The sequence below is a fragment of the Athalassotoga saccharophila genome, from assembly GCF_009936215.1.
Taxonomy (GTDB): Bacteria; Thermotogota; Thermotogae; order Mesoaciditogales; family Mesoaciditogaceae; genus Athalassotoga; species Athalassotoga saccharophila.
This window is the reverse complement of record NZ_AP019551.1, coordinates 1718047-1732987: the sequence shown is the minus strand read 5'-3', so window position 1 is coordinate 1732987 and position 14941 is coordinate 1718047. Positions and strand designations below refer to the sequence as shown.

At 42.0% G+C, this 14941-nt stretch carries 16 protein-coding genes and 1 other RNA gene; 14 read left to right on the top strand and 3 right to left on the bottom strand.

The features are described 5' to 3' along the window. The first annotated feature begins 40 nt into the window (after positions 1-40). The 9 genes from ATHSA_RS08640 (at position 41) to ATHSA_RS08600 (ending at position 7388) form a co-directional block, all read left to right on the top strand. Positions 41-1129 carry a DUF362 domain-containing protein gene (locus ATHSA_RS08640; RefSeq protein WP_161848697.1) on the top strand — a complete coding sequence of 363 codons (1089 nt, stop codon included), beginning with the start codon at positions 41-43 and terminating at the stop codon, positions 1127-1129. A gap of 65 nt (positions 1130-1194) precedes the next feature. After that, positions 1195-1953: a YebC/PmpR family DNA-binding transcriptional regulator gene (locus tag ATHSA_RS08635; protein ID WP_161848696.1), complete on the top strand. Its 759-nt coding sequence runs from the start codon at positions 1195-1197 to the stop codon at positions 1951-1953. A 4-nt stretch (positions 1954-1957) separates the two neighbouring features. Continuing rightward, positions 1958-2791, top strand: a complete 834-nt coding sequence (locus tag ATHSA_RS08630; RefSeq protein ID WP_269473930.1) for a PHP domain-containing protein — start codon at positions 1958-1960, stop codon at positions 2789-2791. Further along, complete coding sequence (locus ATHSA_RS08625) at positions 2788-3735, top strand: hypothetical protein (RefSeq protein ID WP_161848694.1); 948 nt, start codon at positions 2788-2790, stop codon at positions 3733-3735. Before ATHSA_RS08630 ends, ATHSA_RS08625 begins: the two co-directional genes overlap by 4 nt. Before the next feature lies 1 nt (position 3736). Next, positions 3737-4516, top strand: a complete 780-nt coding sequence (locus tag ATHSA_RS08620; RefSeq protein ID WP_197739158.1) for a CheR family methyltransferase — start codon at positions 3737-3739, stop codon at positions 4514-4516. A 3-nt stretch (positions 4517-4519) separates the two neighbouring features. After that, entirely contained in the window at positions 4520-4972 is a 453-nt protein-coding gene (lspA, locus tag ATHSA_RS08615) for a signal peptidase II (RefSeq protein WP_161848693.1), read from the top strand. Further along, the gene (locus ATHSA_RS08610) at positions 4956-5867 is read left to right on the top strand and encodes an RluA family pseudouridine synthase (RefSeq protein ID WP_161848692.1); all 912 of its coding nucleotides are present in this window, start codon (positions 4956-4958) and stop codon (positions 5865-5867) included. Before lspA ends, ATHSA_RS08610 begins: the two co-directional genes overlap by 17 nt. Then, on the top strand, positions 5857-6531 hold the full coding sequence (locus ATHSA_RS08605; RefSeq protein WP_161848691.1) for a site-2 protease family protein: 675 nt from the start codon (positions 5857-5859) through the stop codon (positions 6529-6531). Before ATHSA_RS08610 ends, ATHSA_RS08605 begins: the two co-directional genes overlap by 11 nt. A gap of 5 nt (positions 6532-6536) precedes the next feature. After that, positions 6537-7388: an HD-GYP domain-containing protein gene (locus ATHSA_RS08600; RefSeq protein ID WP_161848690.1), complete on the top strand. Its 852-nt coding sequence runs from the start codon at positions 6537-6539 to the stop codon at positions 7386-7388. Positions 7389-7396: 8 nt separating this feature from the next. Here ATHSA_RS08600 and ffs read toward each other — a convergent pair. Next, positions 7397-7665: signal recognition particle sRNA large type (gene ffs, locus ATHSA_RS08595), an RNA gene on the bottom strand. A gap of 52 nt (positions 7666-7717) precedes the next feature. On the opposite strand from ffs, the gene ATHSA_RS08590 reads away from it, so the two are divergent. Genes ATHSA_RS08590 through ATHSA_RS08570 form a run of 5 tightly spaced genes read left to right on the top strand, consistent with a single transcriptional unit; the run spans position 7718 to position 13018 of the window. Next, complete coding sequence (locus tag ATHSA_RS08590; protein ID WP_161848689.1) at positions 7718-8656, top strand: ROK family protein; 939 nt, start codon at positions 7718-7720, stop codon at positions 8654-8656. Continuing rightward, a complete protein-coding gene (locus tag ATHSA_RS08585; protein ID WP_161848688.1) occupies positions 8634-9548 on the top strand; it encodes a DNA polymerase III subunit delta in 915 nt (304 codons plus the stop codon). Before ATHSA_RS08590 ends, ATHSA_RS08585 begins: the two co-directional genes overlap by 23 nt. Then, positions 9545-10228 carry a TM7S3/TM198-like domain-containing protein gene (locus tag ATHSA_RS08580; RefSeq protein WP_161848687.1) on the top strand — a complete coding sequence of 228 codons (684 nt, stop codon included), beginning with the start codon at positions 9545-9547 and terminating at the stop codon, positions 10226-10228. Before ATHSA_RS08585 ends, ATHSA_RS08580 begins: the two co-directional genes overlap by 4 nt. Further along, a complete protein-coding gene (gene murA / locus ATHSA_RS08575; protein ID WP_161848686.1) occupies positions 10206-11462 on the top strand; it encodes a UDP-N-acetylglucosamine 1-carboxyvinyltransferase in 1257 nt (418 codons plus the stop codon). Before ATHSA_RS08580 ends, murA begins: the two co-directional genes overlap by 23 nt. Continuing rightward, entirely contained in the window at positions 11459-13018 is a 1560-nt protein-coding gene (locus tag ATHSA_RS08570; RefSeq protein ID WP_161848685.1) for an FGGY-family carbohydrate kinase, read from the top strand. The genes murA and ATHSA_RS08570 overlap by 4 nt, the downstream gene beginning before the upstream one ends. A 28-nt stretch (positions 13019-13046) precedes the next feature. Here the strand turns inward: ATHSA_RS08570 and ATHSA_RS08565 are convergent, their stop codons facing one another. Further along, entirely contained in the window at positions 13047-13955 is a 909-nt protein-coding gene (locus ATHSA_RS08565) for a substrate-binding domain-containing protein (protein WP_197739157.1), read from the bottom strand. Between the two features lie 34 nt (positions 13956-13989). Continuing rightward, on the bottom strand, positions 13990-14940 hold the full coding sequence (locus tag ATHSA_RS08560) for an ABC transporter permease (protein WP_161848684.1): 951 nt from the start codon (positions 14938-14940) through the stop codon (positions 13990-13992). Position 14941: the final 1 nt, after the last annotated feature.

Below are 14941 nucleotides of genomic sequence, written 5' to 3'. Positions count from 1 at the left end.
AAATTAAGAAAGGTTGATTAATTGAAAAGGAGGATTTACCATGTCTGTTGTTTATTTTACGGATATGACGACAACGCCGGGAATGGGGCTGCTTGACAAATTGAGAATCCTTGTGGAGAAAGCCGGCATTTCCCGGATAATTAAAAAGGACGATCTTGTCGCTGTAAAGATTCACTTTGGAGAATACGGGAATATGGCCTACATAAGACCAAATTACACCCGGGTTATAGCGGACAGAATCAAATCACTTGGCGGGAAGCCATTCCTTACGGATGCAAACACGCTTTACAAAGGCAGTAGAACGAATGCCGTCGATCATCTCTGGACCGCAACGGTCAACGGTTTTGCTCAAGAAGTTACTGGAATGCCAGTAATAATAGCCGACGGGCTTAGAGGAAATGATGAGACAGAGGTTCCCATCGATGGCGAGTACGTAAAAAATGCGAAGATAGGTTCTGCAATAGCGCTTGCAGATGTTATCATAGCCATTACCCATTTTAAAGGTCATGAGCAGACTGGTTTTGGCGGCACTTTGAAGAATCTTGGAATGGGATCGGCCTCGAGAGCGGGCAAACTCGAGCAACATTCCACATCAAAGCCAGTTGTGAACGTTGATAACTGTACGGCCTGCGGAATGTGCGAGAGGTACTGTCCTACCGGTGCCGTCAAGGTCGTGAAATTCGAGAATGGAAAAAGGTATGCCGTCATAGATTACGATACGTGTATAGGTTGTGGTCAGTGCGTTGCCATGTGCAATTACGGTGCCATGGTCCCGCAATGGAATGCCTCTTCAGAACTTTTGAGTATGAAAATAGCCGAATACACAAAGGCCGTTCTCAAAGATAAAAAGGGATTGTTCGTATCTTTTATAACGAATGTTTCTCCTGATTGCGATTGCTGGTCGATTAACCGTCCTCCTGTCGCTCCAGACATAGGCATTGCCGCAAGTACAGATCCTGTAGCGCTCGATCAGGCATGCATAGATCTTGTGATAAAGCAGGTTGGAAAGGATCCTTTCAAAGAAGCACATCCGGATGTATCTTGGGAGGCACAACTTGCGCACGCTGAAAAGATAGGCCTTGGAAGCAGAAAATACGAATTGCAAAATGTTGGCATAGCGTTAAGATAAGATTTTGCTATGGAATTTGATTATGGTAAAATATTTTGAAAAGTTAAAAATCAGGAGGGATTTTAATGTCCGGTCACAATAAGTGGGCCAATATAAAACACAGAAAAGAAGCGCAAGACAGCAAAAAGTCAGCCGAGTTCACAAAGATAATAAGAGAGTTAACGGTTGCGGCACGTTCGGGTGGTGGAGATCCAGACATGAATCCACGCCTTAGAGTGGCAGTTGAAAAGGCAAGAGAAGCTAATATGCCCAAAGATACCGTCGAAAGGGCCATAAAAAGAGGAACCGGTGAACTTGAAGGTGTCAATTACGAAGAAATAATGTACGAAGGTTATGCACCGGCAGGAGTTGCCCTTTACATAAGCACATTGACCGATAATAAAAATAGAACTATTGCGGATATCAGGCATGTGCTCACAAAGTACGGTGGAAGTATTGCAGAGGGCGGTAGCGTCTCGTGGCAGTTTGAAAGAAAAGGTGTCATAACTGTGTCAAAAGAGAATGTCTCCGATCCGGACGAATTCATGATGAAGGCGATAGATGCCGGAGCCGAAGACATAAAAGAAGATGAAGACACGTACACGATAATGACACAGCCAGAGGCCCTTTACAAGGTTGTGGATGCTTTGAAGGATGAGTACAAAATAGACTCGTATGAGCCCACCTTCGTGTCCAAGATGAACGTTCACGTAACCGGAAAGGATGCCGAAAAAGTTCTCCAACTCATAAATGCCCTCGAAGAACTCGATGACGTTCAGGAGGTCTATTCTAATTTCGATATCGATGACAAGGAACTCGAAGAAATAATGTCGAGAATCGGCTGATAAAATGCTCCAGCGTGTCGACCTTCATTTTCACAGTAATCACTCCGACGGTGTTTTCCCCGTAAGAGATGTGCTTGAAATAGTTGCCGGAGGGAATGTTGTCTTTGCATCTTTGACAGATCACGATTCGATAAATGGCGTAAAAGAAGCACTCGAGATAGCGCCACGTTTGGGAATAAAGTTGATCCCGGGCGTTGAAATTTCAACGATGTATGAAGACGGAGAGGTTCACATACTCGGATACGATTTCGATCCTGATGATAAGGATTTCAACGATTTTTTGCGCGTTAGATTTGAAGAAAGAGTTGAAAAAGTTCGTCAAACGGTCAAAAAATTGAACGATTTAGGTTATAACATAACCTTTGATGACGTAATGGAACAATCGCCCGGACCATTTGTCGGAAGGCCAAATGTTGCAAGAGCCCTTTTGCAAAAAGGATATATAAAAGCCTTTAAAGATGCCTTTACTCCCGAACTCATAGGAGACAAGGGAAGAGCCTACGTTCCGCCAAGAGGGCTTGATCCGCGTGAGGCCATTCACAGGATCCATCTCGCCGGTGGATGGGCAGTGCTTGCACATCCCGGTCTTTACAAAAACAACGTCAAGGTTGGGCTCGAAGAGATGGACATAATGAAGATGATGGAATGGGGTCTCGACGGGATAGAGGCCTACCATTCACAGCACACAACGGCCCAGTCCAAATTCTATCATGAGATTGGAAGAATTCATGGACTGAAGATAACTGTTGGAACTGACTACCACGAAGGCACATATCCAATAGAAATAATGGACGTTCCAAGGGAAGTCATTCTCGAACTTTTGAAGATCGCAAGGTGATCGATTTGAAAAAGGTGGTACTGTTTGGATTGGCACTTTTGATAGGTCTTTTTGCTTTTGGTGCTCCAAGAAGTACCATTTTTTTGTCCGTTGGTCCATCCATATCTTCGAATTTCACATTGAATTCCGCCGTTCAAATGGATCTTGAGTTCTGGGTTGCAAAGGTTGAGGCTTACTTTTCTACATCCATTTATGCCGGAAATAACACGATCTTTTTCACGCCTTACGCATCGCAACTTTTCAAGTACGTTGATTTTGATTGGAATATCTTTAAAGTTGAATATGGAGCAACATCTACGCATTCGAATTCATTTTTGACGCCTTGGGATGTTGGTACTCTTCCGGGCGGATGGAGTGTTTTTTTAAATGGAAAGGCAGGAAATAACGAACTTTCATTCGCTTACGATAGAGGGACTTATTTTGCAAGGTTAAAAAGTTTTATCTACCTTGATACTTTCTGGTACGAAAATGCTTTTTTGATGATAACGAAGTTAGGGCCAGTCTTTTTGATAACTGGAAAAAGTGGAAATGCTTATGGAGTCGGGATTGCTGGAAATTATGGTAATTTTTCCAATACGCTTATTGCCTTTTCTGATTCCATTAACCTTTTTCCGAACGTAGAGTACCAGACACCTTCTCGATATGCATGGATATCCTCCTACAAGGTCAACGATCTTTCTTTGTCTTTTGCGATGACTGAAAAGGAACTTGAGATCGAAGGACAGATTCCATTCGAATTTTTGAATGGAAATGTGATGATCTCATTTTCTGGATATTACGTAAGTCAATACCAGCCAATTTATGGTATTGGAGGATATATATCTTACACAAAACCGATATCGAGCGATCTCGATCTTTTTGTGGATATCGCTTCAAATGGAAATCTTATTGGAATCCAGCCACCTTCTCCGGTTTTGTGGACGGGAATGAAATGGAGGTTTTGAATTGTTAGACGACAAATCTTTCATGAAATTTGCTGAAGAGATAAGAAGGCATCTTAATTTTGATATGTCCGGTTATAAAATAGAAAGGATGAAAAGAAGAGTCGATCTTTTGATGAAAAGGTACGGTTTTGACGATTACGACAGTTACTTAAAACTTCTAAAAGAGGATCCGTCAAAGGAAAAGGAATTCTTCGACAGAATAACCATAAATGTTTCGGAATTTTTCAGAAATCCAGATAGATGGGAAAAATTCAAATCTTTTGTCTCCTCCGAAATGAAAAAATCGAGTATTGCCAAGATATGGAGTGCGGGATGTGCAACGGGAGAAGAGCCATACACAGTCGGGATAATTCTCGAAGAGTTAAATGCCCCCGCAGGATTCAACGTTTTGGCAACGGACATAGACAATGATGCTTTGGATATCGCAAAAGATGGAATCTACGAGTCAAAGTCTCTTATCAACGTTGATAAATCTCTGCTTGCAAAGTACTTCACACAAATAGACGGTTCACACTGGAAGATTTCGGACAGAGTTAAACGGAGAGTTAATTTCAAAAGGCATAACATGCTGTCAGATCCCTTTGACAGGGATTTTTACGCGATAATATGCAGAAATGTTGTCATATACTTTGAAGCAGATATCAAGGATAAATTGTATGCCAATTTTGCCAAATCTTTAAAAAGTGGCGGTATACTTTTCATAGGCGGAACTGAGAGGATCTTCAACGCTTTCCAGATCGGTCTCCAGCCAATAGAACCTTTTTTCTACAGAAAAGTGTGAATCATGATCTTTCAATGGATCGTAGCGGCAATCGTTGTAATAGCAGATCAACTCACGAAGTACATTGTCTCTACAAAAATGTCTCTGTGGGAGAGTATTCCCGTTGTGGGACATTTTATAAACATATTTTACGTTAAAAATACCGGGGTTGGCTTTAGCCTTTTCGAATTCAAAGATAACTTTGTTGAATATTTGACAATCACGATAATTGCCGGCATAGTACTTTTTTCATTTTTGTGGAAGGATAAATCGCACTTTTTTCGCCTTTCGATGGGTTTACTCATAGGAGGGGCCATATCAAATAATTTGATAAGTAGACCCATTTTTGGTTACGTTGTTGATTTCATACAGATAGGATGGTGGCCCGTTTTTAACGTCGCGGATTCCTGCGTAGTTGCAGGTGCAATAGGACTTGGAATATATTTTTTGAAAAGAAGTTATGGAAGAAAGTCTTAGAATAACCATTACAAATCGTGAGGCAAGAAACAGGATAGATCTTGCCATGATGGAATTTGCCCCTTCTAAAACCTCAAGAACAGTGATTCAGAATCTCATAAGATCTGGCAAGATAAAGGTCAACTCAAAAATCGTAAAACCTTCATACAAATTGAAAGTAGGAGATGTCATCGAGGCGACCTTCCCTCCTCCAGAGATTCCTCAGATAAATCCAGAAGAAATTCCTCTTAAGATCATTTACGAAGATGATTCGATAATAGTCGTCAATAAACAGAGCGGTCTTGTCACACATCCAACGCTTAAAAAAACGACTGGAACTCTTGTCAATGCGCTTTTATGGTACTCTAAGGGATCCTTTTTCCCTTACATAGTTCACAGACTTGACAAAGATACAACGGGTGTAATCGTTGTTGCCAAGAATCCCGACGTTCAAAGAATTCTCTCCGCCCAGTTCAAAGCAAGACAAACCTCGAAAATGTACCTCGCAATAGTTAATGGTACTCCCAACCAGAAGGAGGGGGAAATACTTGCTCCCATAGCGAGAAATCCTCAGGTTAGAACGAGAATGGACGTTTTAAACTGGGGAAGGCCTTCCCACACGATTTACAAGGTTGTAAAGAAATTCGGGATAGCCTCACTTATAGCCGTGAAAATCATGACTGGCCGTACCCACCAAATAAGGGTCCACATGAGTTATTTGGGAAATCCAGTCTTAGGTGATAAAATATATGGTAAGAAAAATAACGATTTTGATTGTCAAAGGCAGATGCTTCACGCCGCGGTCCTTGAGATAAACCATCCCATTAGCGGCGAACGTATGAGATTTGTTGCTCCTCTTCCCGAGGACTTTAAGCAGATGATCGTAAAATTGTCTGGAGGAAAACATGCTAAATGACATAAGAGTCTTTCTTTTTGAAGCGCTTGAAACTGTTCCTGCCGTCTTGATGGCGATTGTGCTTCATGAATATTTCCACGGTCTTGCCGCCTATATGCTCGGAGATGATACGGCAAAAAGGGCTGGAAGGCTAACTTTAAATCCATTAAAACATCTCGATCCGATTGGAACTCTTGCGCTTATATTCTTCCATTTCGGCTGGGCAAGGCCGGTGCCAATAAGTTTTTGGAAATTGAGGAATCCGCGCAGAGACATGGTAATAGTCTCTCTTGCAGGGCCGATCGCAAACCTCGTTACCGGCTTTATAGCCGAATTCATATACATAAGATCGGATCTTTTTCTTTACGCAAGGTATGCACCCATCCTTCCCCTGCCAACCATTGTGACGAATCCATACATGTCTTATTTTGCCGACGCATTCGGAATATTCATTTACATAAGTTACGTCCTATTCGTTTTCAACCTTATACCTATACCCCCTCTCGATGGCTCAAAGGTACTTGACGCATTTTTGCCGTCGAAATACATGAACTGGATCTTGAAATACGAGATATACGGCACGATAATTCTATTTGTTCTCATACTTTTGGGCGTTGTTTATATTATCCTTAACCCTGCCGTTAACTGGCTCGTTATGAATTCTGCCAGACTATTCGTGTGGTGATCGACATGAATTACAAAATAAAGATTTACGTGGACAACATCGATTTTGACAAATCAACGATCGAAGATTCCGTCGAAATCGTCGATCTTCAAAATGCTTCCGTGATTCTTTCGGACCATATCGTGAATGATTCAAGGCCTGTCTGCGTCATGAAGGATGGAGCTTTTGATATCCATTACGAAGGTCGTGTCTCTCACATCGAAAGCGATGACGTTTTTCTTGCGATCGGTACGGCCATATCACTTGTAGACAATTTTGAAAATTCGTTTATTTACAAAAACAGATTTAGAATTCTCTTTGTAAGAATGCTCGAGTCTTTCATAATAAACGGAGAAGTTGAAGATATGAATGGCATGAGTCATTCGGAAAGAGTTGCCAAACTCGCGAAGAAATTCGGGGAATATCTCGGGATAAATGGAGAGGATCTCGACAAACTTGTCGAGTATGCAATGCTGCACGATGTCGGTAAGATAGGCCTTGAGCAGATTTTGCTCTTTTCACCGACAAGAATAAGAAATTGGCTCCACACAGGGCGCGACCATACCGTTGTTGGATCTATATTTTTAGCGACGACTGGCATTTTAATGGATGCGGCTCCTGTGGCGCGAAGCCACCACGAGAGATGGGACGGAAAAGGATATCCAGACAAACTCAAGGGAAAAGAAATTCCATATTACGCGCGAATAATAGGGATCTGCGATTTTTTCGATGAGGCCACAAACACCGTTTCTTCGGAAATATCCACAAGGCCTCTTGAAAAATACGAGGCAGTTGAGATGATAAAAGAGAATTCTGGCATAATGTTTGATCCGGAATTGACGGAAAAATTCGTCAGGATGATGGAGATGGAAGTATAGAATGAACACCATGCATCCGCCTTTGACTGGACAGGAACAAGCGGTTACTTTTTCGAAGGACTCCGACAAAGCACTCCCGTGTCGCACGGAAAGGTCCACTTATGGCTGCTTCCTCTCGGACCTGACCAGGTTCGTGGTTTCCCGTCGCACAGGACCTTGTCTTCAACGTTCTCGAAGAAAGTCCCATTTCTTACCCCTGCCAGCCTCAGATCGGCCTTCAGCCCCGCGTAAAGCGGATTTCGGGTTAAGGGAACCGCTGACTCCCCGCTTAGCATGGTGTTCATAAAGATTCTAACATATAAAGGAAGAAAAATAAAGAGGTGGATCTTGTGAAGGTACTTGGAATCGATCTTGGTGGTACAAAGGTTGCAATGGGAGTTGTCGATGAGAATGGTAATATCTCGAAAAAGAAAGTCATAGACACAAAGACAGAAGAGGGATTCGAATCAGTTACCCAAAGGATAGCCCAGGCCATAAAAGAAATAAATGACAAAGAGATAAAGATGATAGGTATAGGATCCCCTGGATCGATAGACCATGAAAATGGTGTTGTAAGGTTTTCACCGAACTTTCCCGGATGGATAAATGTTCCTCTCGCTTCGGCCATCTCTTCTAAGGTGGGATTAAGAGTCGTCGTCGAAAATGACGCGAATGCCTTTGCGGTTGGAGAAAAATGGTTTGGAGTCGCGAAGGGATACAAAAACGTCCTCGGTCTTACTCTCGGAACCGGTGTTGGTGGAGGAATCATCTGCGATGATAAAGTATTCAGAGGTTCGACCGGTATAGGGGCAGAACTCGGCCATGTCGTAGTCGAGCCAAATGGATATCTATGCGGTTGCGGAAATCATGGATGCCTTGAGACCATAGCATCGGCGACAGGCATTTCGAGACTTGCGCGCGAATGGAAAGAGAGGTATCCGGACACGATCATAAAAGAATTCAGCGCAAAAGAAGTCATGGATGCGGCCAAAAAAGGAGATCCTCTCGGTGTTAAAGTCTTCGAAAGGGTAACAGATGCCCTTGGAATAGCGATAGGATCATTCGTTCACATATTCAATCCAGAAATAATAGTGATCGGAGGAGGGGTATCGAGGGCAGGTCAGTTCTTGCTCGATGGCATAGAAAAGAAGACCCACGAAAATGTCATGAGATCTTTCTGGGGAACTTACAAAATAGTATTGAGCAATCTTGTCGACGATGCCGGTATATATGGCGCGGCCTCGATGTGTTTTGAGGAATTAAGGAATGATAAAGGCATTACTGGTTGATTCGGAGTGGAAACTAAAAAGATTTTTGGAAGGAAAAGAATTCTCTACTGTCAAGCCTGATACTCCTTCAAAGATAGAAAGATTGAAGTTAGAATTATTTTCGAATTCGCTTTTTGGGGAAAAAGATTTGCTTTTGAAGTCAATAGATAAGTGGGAAAAGGAAGAGAGAAATTGGCTGATGAAAAATCTTTCTTCCTGTGATCGGGATATCTTTATAACGTCAGGAGATCCCGATTTGATAAAAAAGTTCGGATTTGAAGACCTTTCAAGTCCGAAACAATGGGACATAAATGGATGGATGGAAGAAATAGAGAACATTTGTCATTTCTTTGGTGTTAAAATAGACGAAAAGGGAAAAGAATTGATCTTAAACAGAACGTGGAATTTGGATTTGATAGCGAAGGAGATAGAGAAAATTTCCATATTTTCAAAAACTCCTTCTTACGAAGATATCGAAAAGATAGTCCCTTCTTACGCCGTACCATTTGCCTTTGATTTCTACAGGGCTTTTTTTGAAAGGGACCCTTCGTCTTTGAAATCTTTGAAAGTTCTTATTCAGGATATACATCCGATGGTAATACTCAGAGGCCTTGAAAAAACAGCGATCATAGTCGGGAAACTTTTGTCTGATGTGAAATCGGAATATTCATGGGACGATGTCAAGCAGATCTCGAAAACCTTCTCAATTCCTGTTCCACAGGTGGCAGATCTTGTCGGTTTCCCTTTGGGGGGAAAGAAAAGAAGGAATGTTTTGCAGATATGGGATTACGATAGAGTAAACAAATTGATAGAAGATTTTCAAGATGCAGAAATAAGAGTAAAAAACGGAAATGATCCTTTCTTTGAGATCATCGATCTTGTGAGCAGGTGGGTAAAAGGAGGGGTAATATGAATTTGAATTTATCAAATTTTTTGGTCACCTATTGGCCTGTTGTTTTGATAGTTGGTTTTGTTTTAACCTTTTTTGGTTACTATCTTGTGAGAATATCTCTTGCAATCATAGGACTTATGGCAGGACTATATTTAGGCCAGTATTTGTGGACCAATTACGTGATCAAAAATTTCACGATATCTCCATCCAATGCAGAGATATTTCATATCGTTTTGGTCTTGATAATCGCCTTTCTTATTACCTCTTTATTTGTGGCCCTTTACAAATTCGCACTCTTCATGCTTGGTTTTATCGCCGGTGGGATGATATCATATTACATATACAACTGGATCGTATCGGCGCTTAGTTTGAGCATAAATCATAGTCAATGGGTAAAGGTTGGCGTTTTCGTCATTTTTGGTTTGATCTTTGGTCTTATAACTATATTCAACGAAAGAAGAACGGTTGGAACGGCAATGGCGGCAATAGGCGGGCTCGTCACATCATTTGCCATCCTCATTCCTCTTTCAGGTTATTTTAACGTTAAATCCACAGACCTTCTTAATGTTCTTGTGAGCGGAAAAAATCTCGCGATTTTAACTGTTTTTGTGGCGATATTCCTTGTTTTATCCATACTTTCTGTCGCAATACAAATGGGGCTGAAAAGAGGTAAAAAAGGTGAAAGCAAAGATCAGGGGTAATTCAAAGATCGAAGGAGAGGTAAGTGTGGGAGGGGCGAAAAACTCTGCCCTTCCAGTCCTTGCGTCTTTAACTCTTATATCTAAAGAGGTTCTAATCGAGAAAATACCGGACATATCTGACGTTGCCGAGATGATATCCATGATACGGGCAGCGGGAGTCAGCGTTAATTTCACAAAAAATAAAGTTACCGCAAGAGTATCTAATTTAAATGGAGAGATAAAAGACCTTGGATCTAAAATAAGGGCTTCTATCCTTTTGCTCGGTCCTCTCGCTGTGAGAACTGGCCGATCAAGAATACTTTATCCCGGTGGGTGTCAGATAGGAGAAAGACCCATAGATATTCATCTGGAGGGATTGAGAAAACTTGGCATCGATATAAAAGAAGAAGGAGATTTCATAGAAGCGAATTTTGTGAAGTCTCCACGCAATGTCAAGATAGAGATGCGCTTTCCAAGTGTTGGTGCGACGGAGCATCTCATGATGACTTCTGTTTTGCTTAAGGGCACGACGGTCGAAATTTCGAATTGCGCGAGGGAACCTGAAGTTGTCGATCTTGGAAGATTTCTCATCTCGATGGGCGCCAGAATATCTGGAATAGGAACGGACAGGATAAGGATCGATGGGGTAGAAAACCTTGATAGCACAATTTATTCTATAATAGGTGACAGAATAGAGGCCGGCACTTACATGATAGGAGCGCTTTCAACCGGCGGTACGCTCAAGATAAACGGCATAGGAAATGAGATAGACAACGTTGTGAATTTTCTAAAAAAAATAGGCTCGAAAATAGAGGTGCTTCCGAACTCATTGGTGATTTATCCATCGAATGTAAAGGGATTTCATTTCATGACAGGTCCTTATCCCGAATTTCCAACGGATCTTCAGCCCCAGATGGCCCTTCTTGGCTTCTCTTCCGAAGGGCCATCTGAGATAGTTGAAAGAGTCTTTGAGAGCAGGTTCAAGCATGTCGAAGAATTGAAGAAGATGGGAGCAGATATATCCGTCGATGGAAATAAAATAAACATAAAGCCTTCAAAATTGCATGGAGCCATGCTTGTAGGAAATGATTTGAGGGAGACGGCAACGATAACCTTTGCGGCCGCAATGGCAGATGGCCCAAGCGAGATAGATAAATTCGAGATAATATTCAGAGGATACGAAAACCTTCTGGAAAAGTTAAAGGATATGGGAATATTCGCGGAAATCATTCAAATAGATAGAGAGGTTTCATGAAGGATTTAATTTTTTCCATAGATTGCGGAACGCAGAGTTTAAGGGCCTTTCTTTTTGATTTTACCGGCAAAATATCAGCCTTTTCAAAAGTTGAATATGAACCTTACGTGAGTTTATATCCCGGATGGGCCGAACAGGATGTAAAGGTTTACTGGAAGGCTTTTTTAGATGCGATAAATGCTTTAAGAGATCAAATGAAAGATTTTGAAAAAAGAGTGTCGGCCATAACCATTACAACGCTTAGCGATACGGTAGTCAATGTGGACAGAGAAGGAAATCCACTTAGGCCAGCCATTCTTTGGCTTGATCAAAGGAAAAATTTCGTAAACCTTAGAAAAAGGCCTCTTTTAATGCATCTTTCTCATCTTATTGCGGGAATGGATGAACCAGTTAGAATCCTTCAAAGTGAAAGTAAGATTGACTGGATAAGGAATAATCAGCCAGAGATATGGAAGAATACTTATAAATTTTTGCAGGTCTCCGGCTTTTTTAATTTCATGCTAACGGGAAAGTTCACCGACTCAGTCTCATCTCAGGTCGGTCATATTCCCTTTGATTACAAAAATAGGAGATGGGCCGCTCAAAAGGATATCTCCTCGATTCTTTTTTACGTGGAGCCAGAGAAATTGCCTGACCTTGTAGAGCCATCCAAAGAGATAGGAAAGATTAACTCACGTGCGGCCCAAATGACAGGACTTTTGGAGGGAACACCCGTTATTGCCAGTGGATCGGACAAAAGTTGCGAGGCACTTGGTAGCGGTTGTGTAGACAGCAAAAGATCTAATGTAAGTCTCGGCACGATGGCTTCAATTCAGGTAATATCGAAAAAATACTTCGAGCCTGTAAGATTCATGCCCGCGTATCCCGCCGTTATTCCCGGTGCTTACAATCCTTCTGTCTCCGTTTTCAGAGGCTTTTGGATGGTTACATGGTTTAAAAATGAATTCGGATTTAAAGAAAGGTTAGACGCGGAAAGGCTTGGCATCTTTGAAGAGGCATTGTTGGACGAGATGATTTCAAAGGTTCCGGCCGGATCTTTGGGACTTATCGCACAGCCTTACTGGGGACCGGGTTTGAAAATGCCCGAGGCAAAGGGTTCCTTTATAGGTTTTGGAGAAATTCACACGCGATCTCACATGTACAGGGCAATGATAGAAGGTATAGGATATGCGCTCTTTGAAGGTCTTCAAAATATAGAAAAGAACGGAAGGATAAAAATCGAGAATATTTCAGTGTCGGGCGGGGGAGCCAAAAGCGATGACGTGTGTCAAATCATGGCAGATATCTTTGGAAGGCCCGTTCAAAAAAGTGAGACTAATGAAGCGGCAGGTTTAGGATCGGCCATGGTCGCAAGTGTCGGAATTGGAGTTTACAATAACTTTGAAAATGCCACCAATAATATGGTAAGATTTCAAAAAGAATTTCTTCCGAATGCCAAAAATAACGAACTTTATCAGAAACTCTTCAAAGACGTGTACCTGCGTATATATCCAAAACTAAAAAAATTGTACAAAAACATAAGAAAGATAACGAATTATCCCGAAACAAAAAGATAGGCACTTACGTGCCTATCTTTTTTCTTTATTAATCTCCACTTGCTATCCACTGATCAACGTTATCTTTAGTCACAGGAAATAGAGGCATTGAAAGGCTTGTAGGATTGAGACTTATGCCGTTAACGACAAAGAAGGCCGCAGAGACTCCAAGGGCTGCCATTTTGTATGGTTGCTGGGCGATATCTACGGCTTCAGTTCCATTTTTCACGGCCTGAATTCCCTGAGGAATTCCATCTCCTCCTATGACTATTATTCCACTCTTTCCCGCCGCTTTTATGGCCTGAATCGCTCCAAGTGCCATTTCGTCATTTTCTGCTATCACGACATTCACATCCGGATGTGCAACGAGAATTGATTCCATAACTGACATTGCCGTGGCCATATCAAACTGTGCAGTCTGGTTTGCAACTATTTTCATATTCGGATACTGGGACAGAACTTCCATTATACCCTTCGTTCTGTCACGCGTTGCGGATGCCCCCGGAATACCCGTAAGAAGGACTACATTTCCACTTCCGTTGAGCAATTTTACCGCGTATTGGGCCTCCAATCTTCCATATTCAACGTTATCGGAAGCGATGTACATTGCAACACGTCCGCCATTTACAGATCTGTCAAGTGTGATGACTGGTATTCCTGCTTTGTTTGCGGCAATAACTGCCGGAACAAGTGCGTCAGAATCCGTTGGATTCAAAATAATGGCATCTACTTTTCTTTGGATCAGATCTTCGACCTGATTTAACTGGGTGCTGTTGCTGTTATTTGCGTTCATAACGATCAAATTGATGCCAAGTAACTGGGCTTCAGCCTTTGCTCCATTTGTAAAGGAAACGAAGTAAGGGTTGTTAAGCGTTGAAACGCAAAAACCAATAGTCATCGCCATCGAAAGTGCCGCGATACCCGCGATCATCAACGCCACCACTAAAAACGTTTTCACTTTATCCACCTCCCTAAAAATTAGGGCCTAAGCCCTATTCATTCCAATATTTCTTACCAAAACTTGTAAGCATGACGGCAAGCAATATGACTAACCCTTTTACCACTTCTTGATAGTACGCAGAGATATTCATTATCGTCATTCCATTGTTTAAGACGGCTATTATGTAACCACCGATTATCGTTCCCACAACCCATCCTTCTCCACCGAAGAGACTTGTGCCTCCCAAAACAACTGCCGCTATGGCATCAAGTTCATAACCTGAACCTGCTGTTGGTTCGGCCGTTCCAAGCCGTGATGCAAGCACGATACCACCAATGGCAGATAGAAGACCGCTTATTGCGTAAACACTTACGAGAACTGCGGATATCTTTATACCTGCCGCTCTCGATGCCTTTATGTTACCACCGACAGCATAAACGTGCCGTCCGTACTTGGTTTTTTCGAGTATGATCCATGCAGCAATAAAGGCAAGGGCCATTAAAATTATTGAAAATGGAATATCTGCAAGATTTCCCTGCCCTATAAAATCAAAAGACGAGGGTAAATTCCATATAGGCTCGCCCTGCGTGTATATAAGTGTAATGCCTGTTATTGCAGACATCGTTGCAAGAGTTGCTATAAAGGCAGGTACCTTCGCAAAGGCTACTATAACCCCATTTATGAGCCCGAAGGCAATTCCAACTCCAATTCCTGCTGCAAGCCCAAGAAAAAGATTACCCGTCGCGACTATTGTACCGGCCGAAACAGCGCCCACAAGTCCGGCAATTGCCCCTACCGAGAGATCTATACCTGCCGTCAAGATCACAAACATTTCTCCTAAAGCAAGCAATATGTTTATGGAAGATTGCTTGGAAATGAGTATAAAGTTTGAAGGAGTGAAAAAATAATTTGGAGATTCAATGGCAAAAAATATTATTATACCCACAAGACCAAAGATAACTCCGTATTTTCTTATGAAACCATTTGATTTTGATATCGTCATT

Bases quoted from the DNA above. Each gene is read 5' to 3' on its own strand.
- ATHSA_RS08640 (WP_161848697.1), top strand. From the start codon at position 41: ATGTCTGTTGTTTATTTTACGGATATGACGACAACGCCGGGAATGGGG.
- ATHSA_RS08635 (WP_161848696.1), top strand. From the start codon at position 1,195: ATGTCCGGTCACAATAAGTGGGCCAATATAAAACACAGAAAAGAAGCG.
- ATHSA_RS08630 (WP_269473930.1), top strand. From the start codon at position 1,958: ATGCTCCAGCGTGTCGACCTTCATTTTCACAGTAATCACTCCGACGGT.
- lspA (WP_161848693.1), top strand. From the start codon at position 4,520: ATGATCTTTCAATGGATCGTAGCGGCAATCGTTGTAATAGCAGATCAA.
- ATHSA_RS08610 (WP_161848692.1), top strand. From the start codon at position 4,956: ATGGAAGAAAGTCTTAGAATAACCATTACAAATCGTGAGGCAAGAAAC.
- ATHSA_RS08605 (WP_161848691.1), top strand. From the start codon at position 5,857: ATGCTAAATGACATAAGAGTCTTTCTTTTTGAAGCGCTTGAAACTGTT.
- ATHSA_RS08600 (WP_161848690.1), top strand. From the start codon at position 6,537: ATGAATTACAAAATAAAGATTTACGTGGACAACATCGATTTTGACAAA.
- ATHSA_RS08585 (WP_161848688.1), top strand. From the start codon at position 8,634: ATGATAAAGGCATTACTGGTTGATTCGGAGTGGAAACTAAAAAGATTT.
- ATHSA_RS08580 (WP_161848687.1), top strand. From the start codon at position 9,545: ATGAATTTGAATTTATCAAATTTTTTGGTCACCTATTGGCCTGTTGTT.
- ATHSA_RS08570 (WP_161848685.1), top strand. From the start codon at position 11,459: ATGAAGGATTTAATTTTTTCCATAGATTGCGGAACGCAGAGTTTAAGG.
- ATHSA_RS08560 (WP_161848684.1), bottom strand. From the start codon at position 14,940: ATGACGATATCAAAATCAAATGGTTTCATAAGAAAATACGGAGTTATC.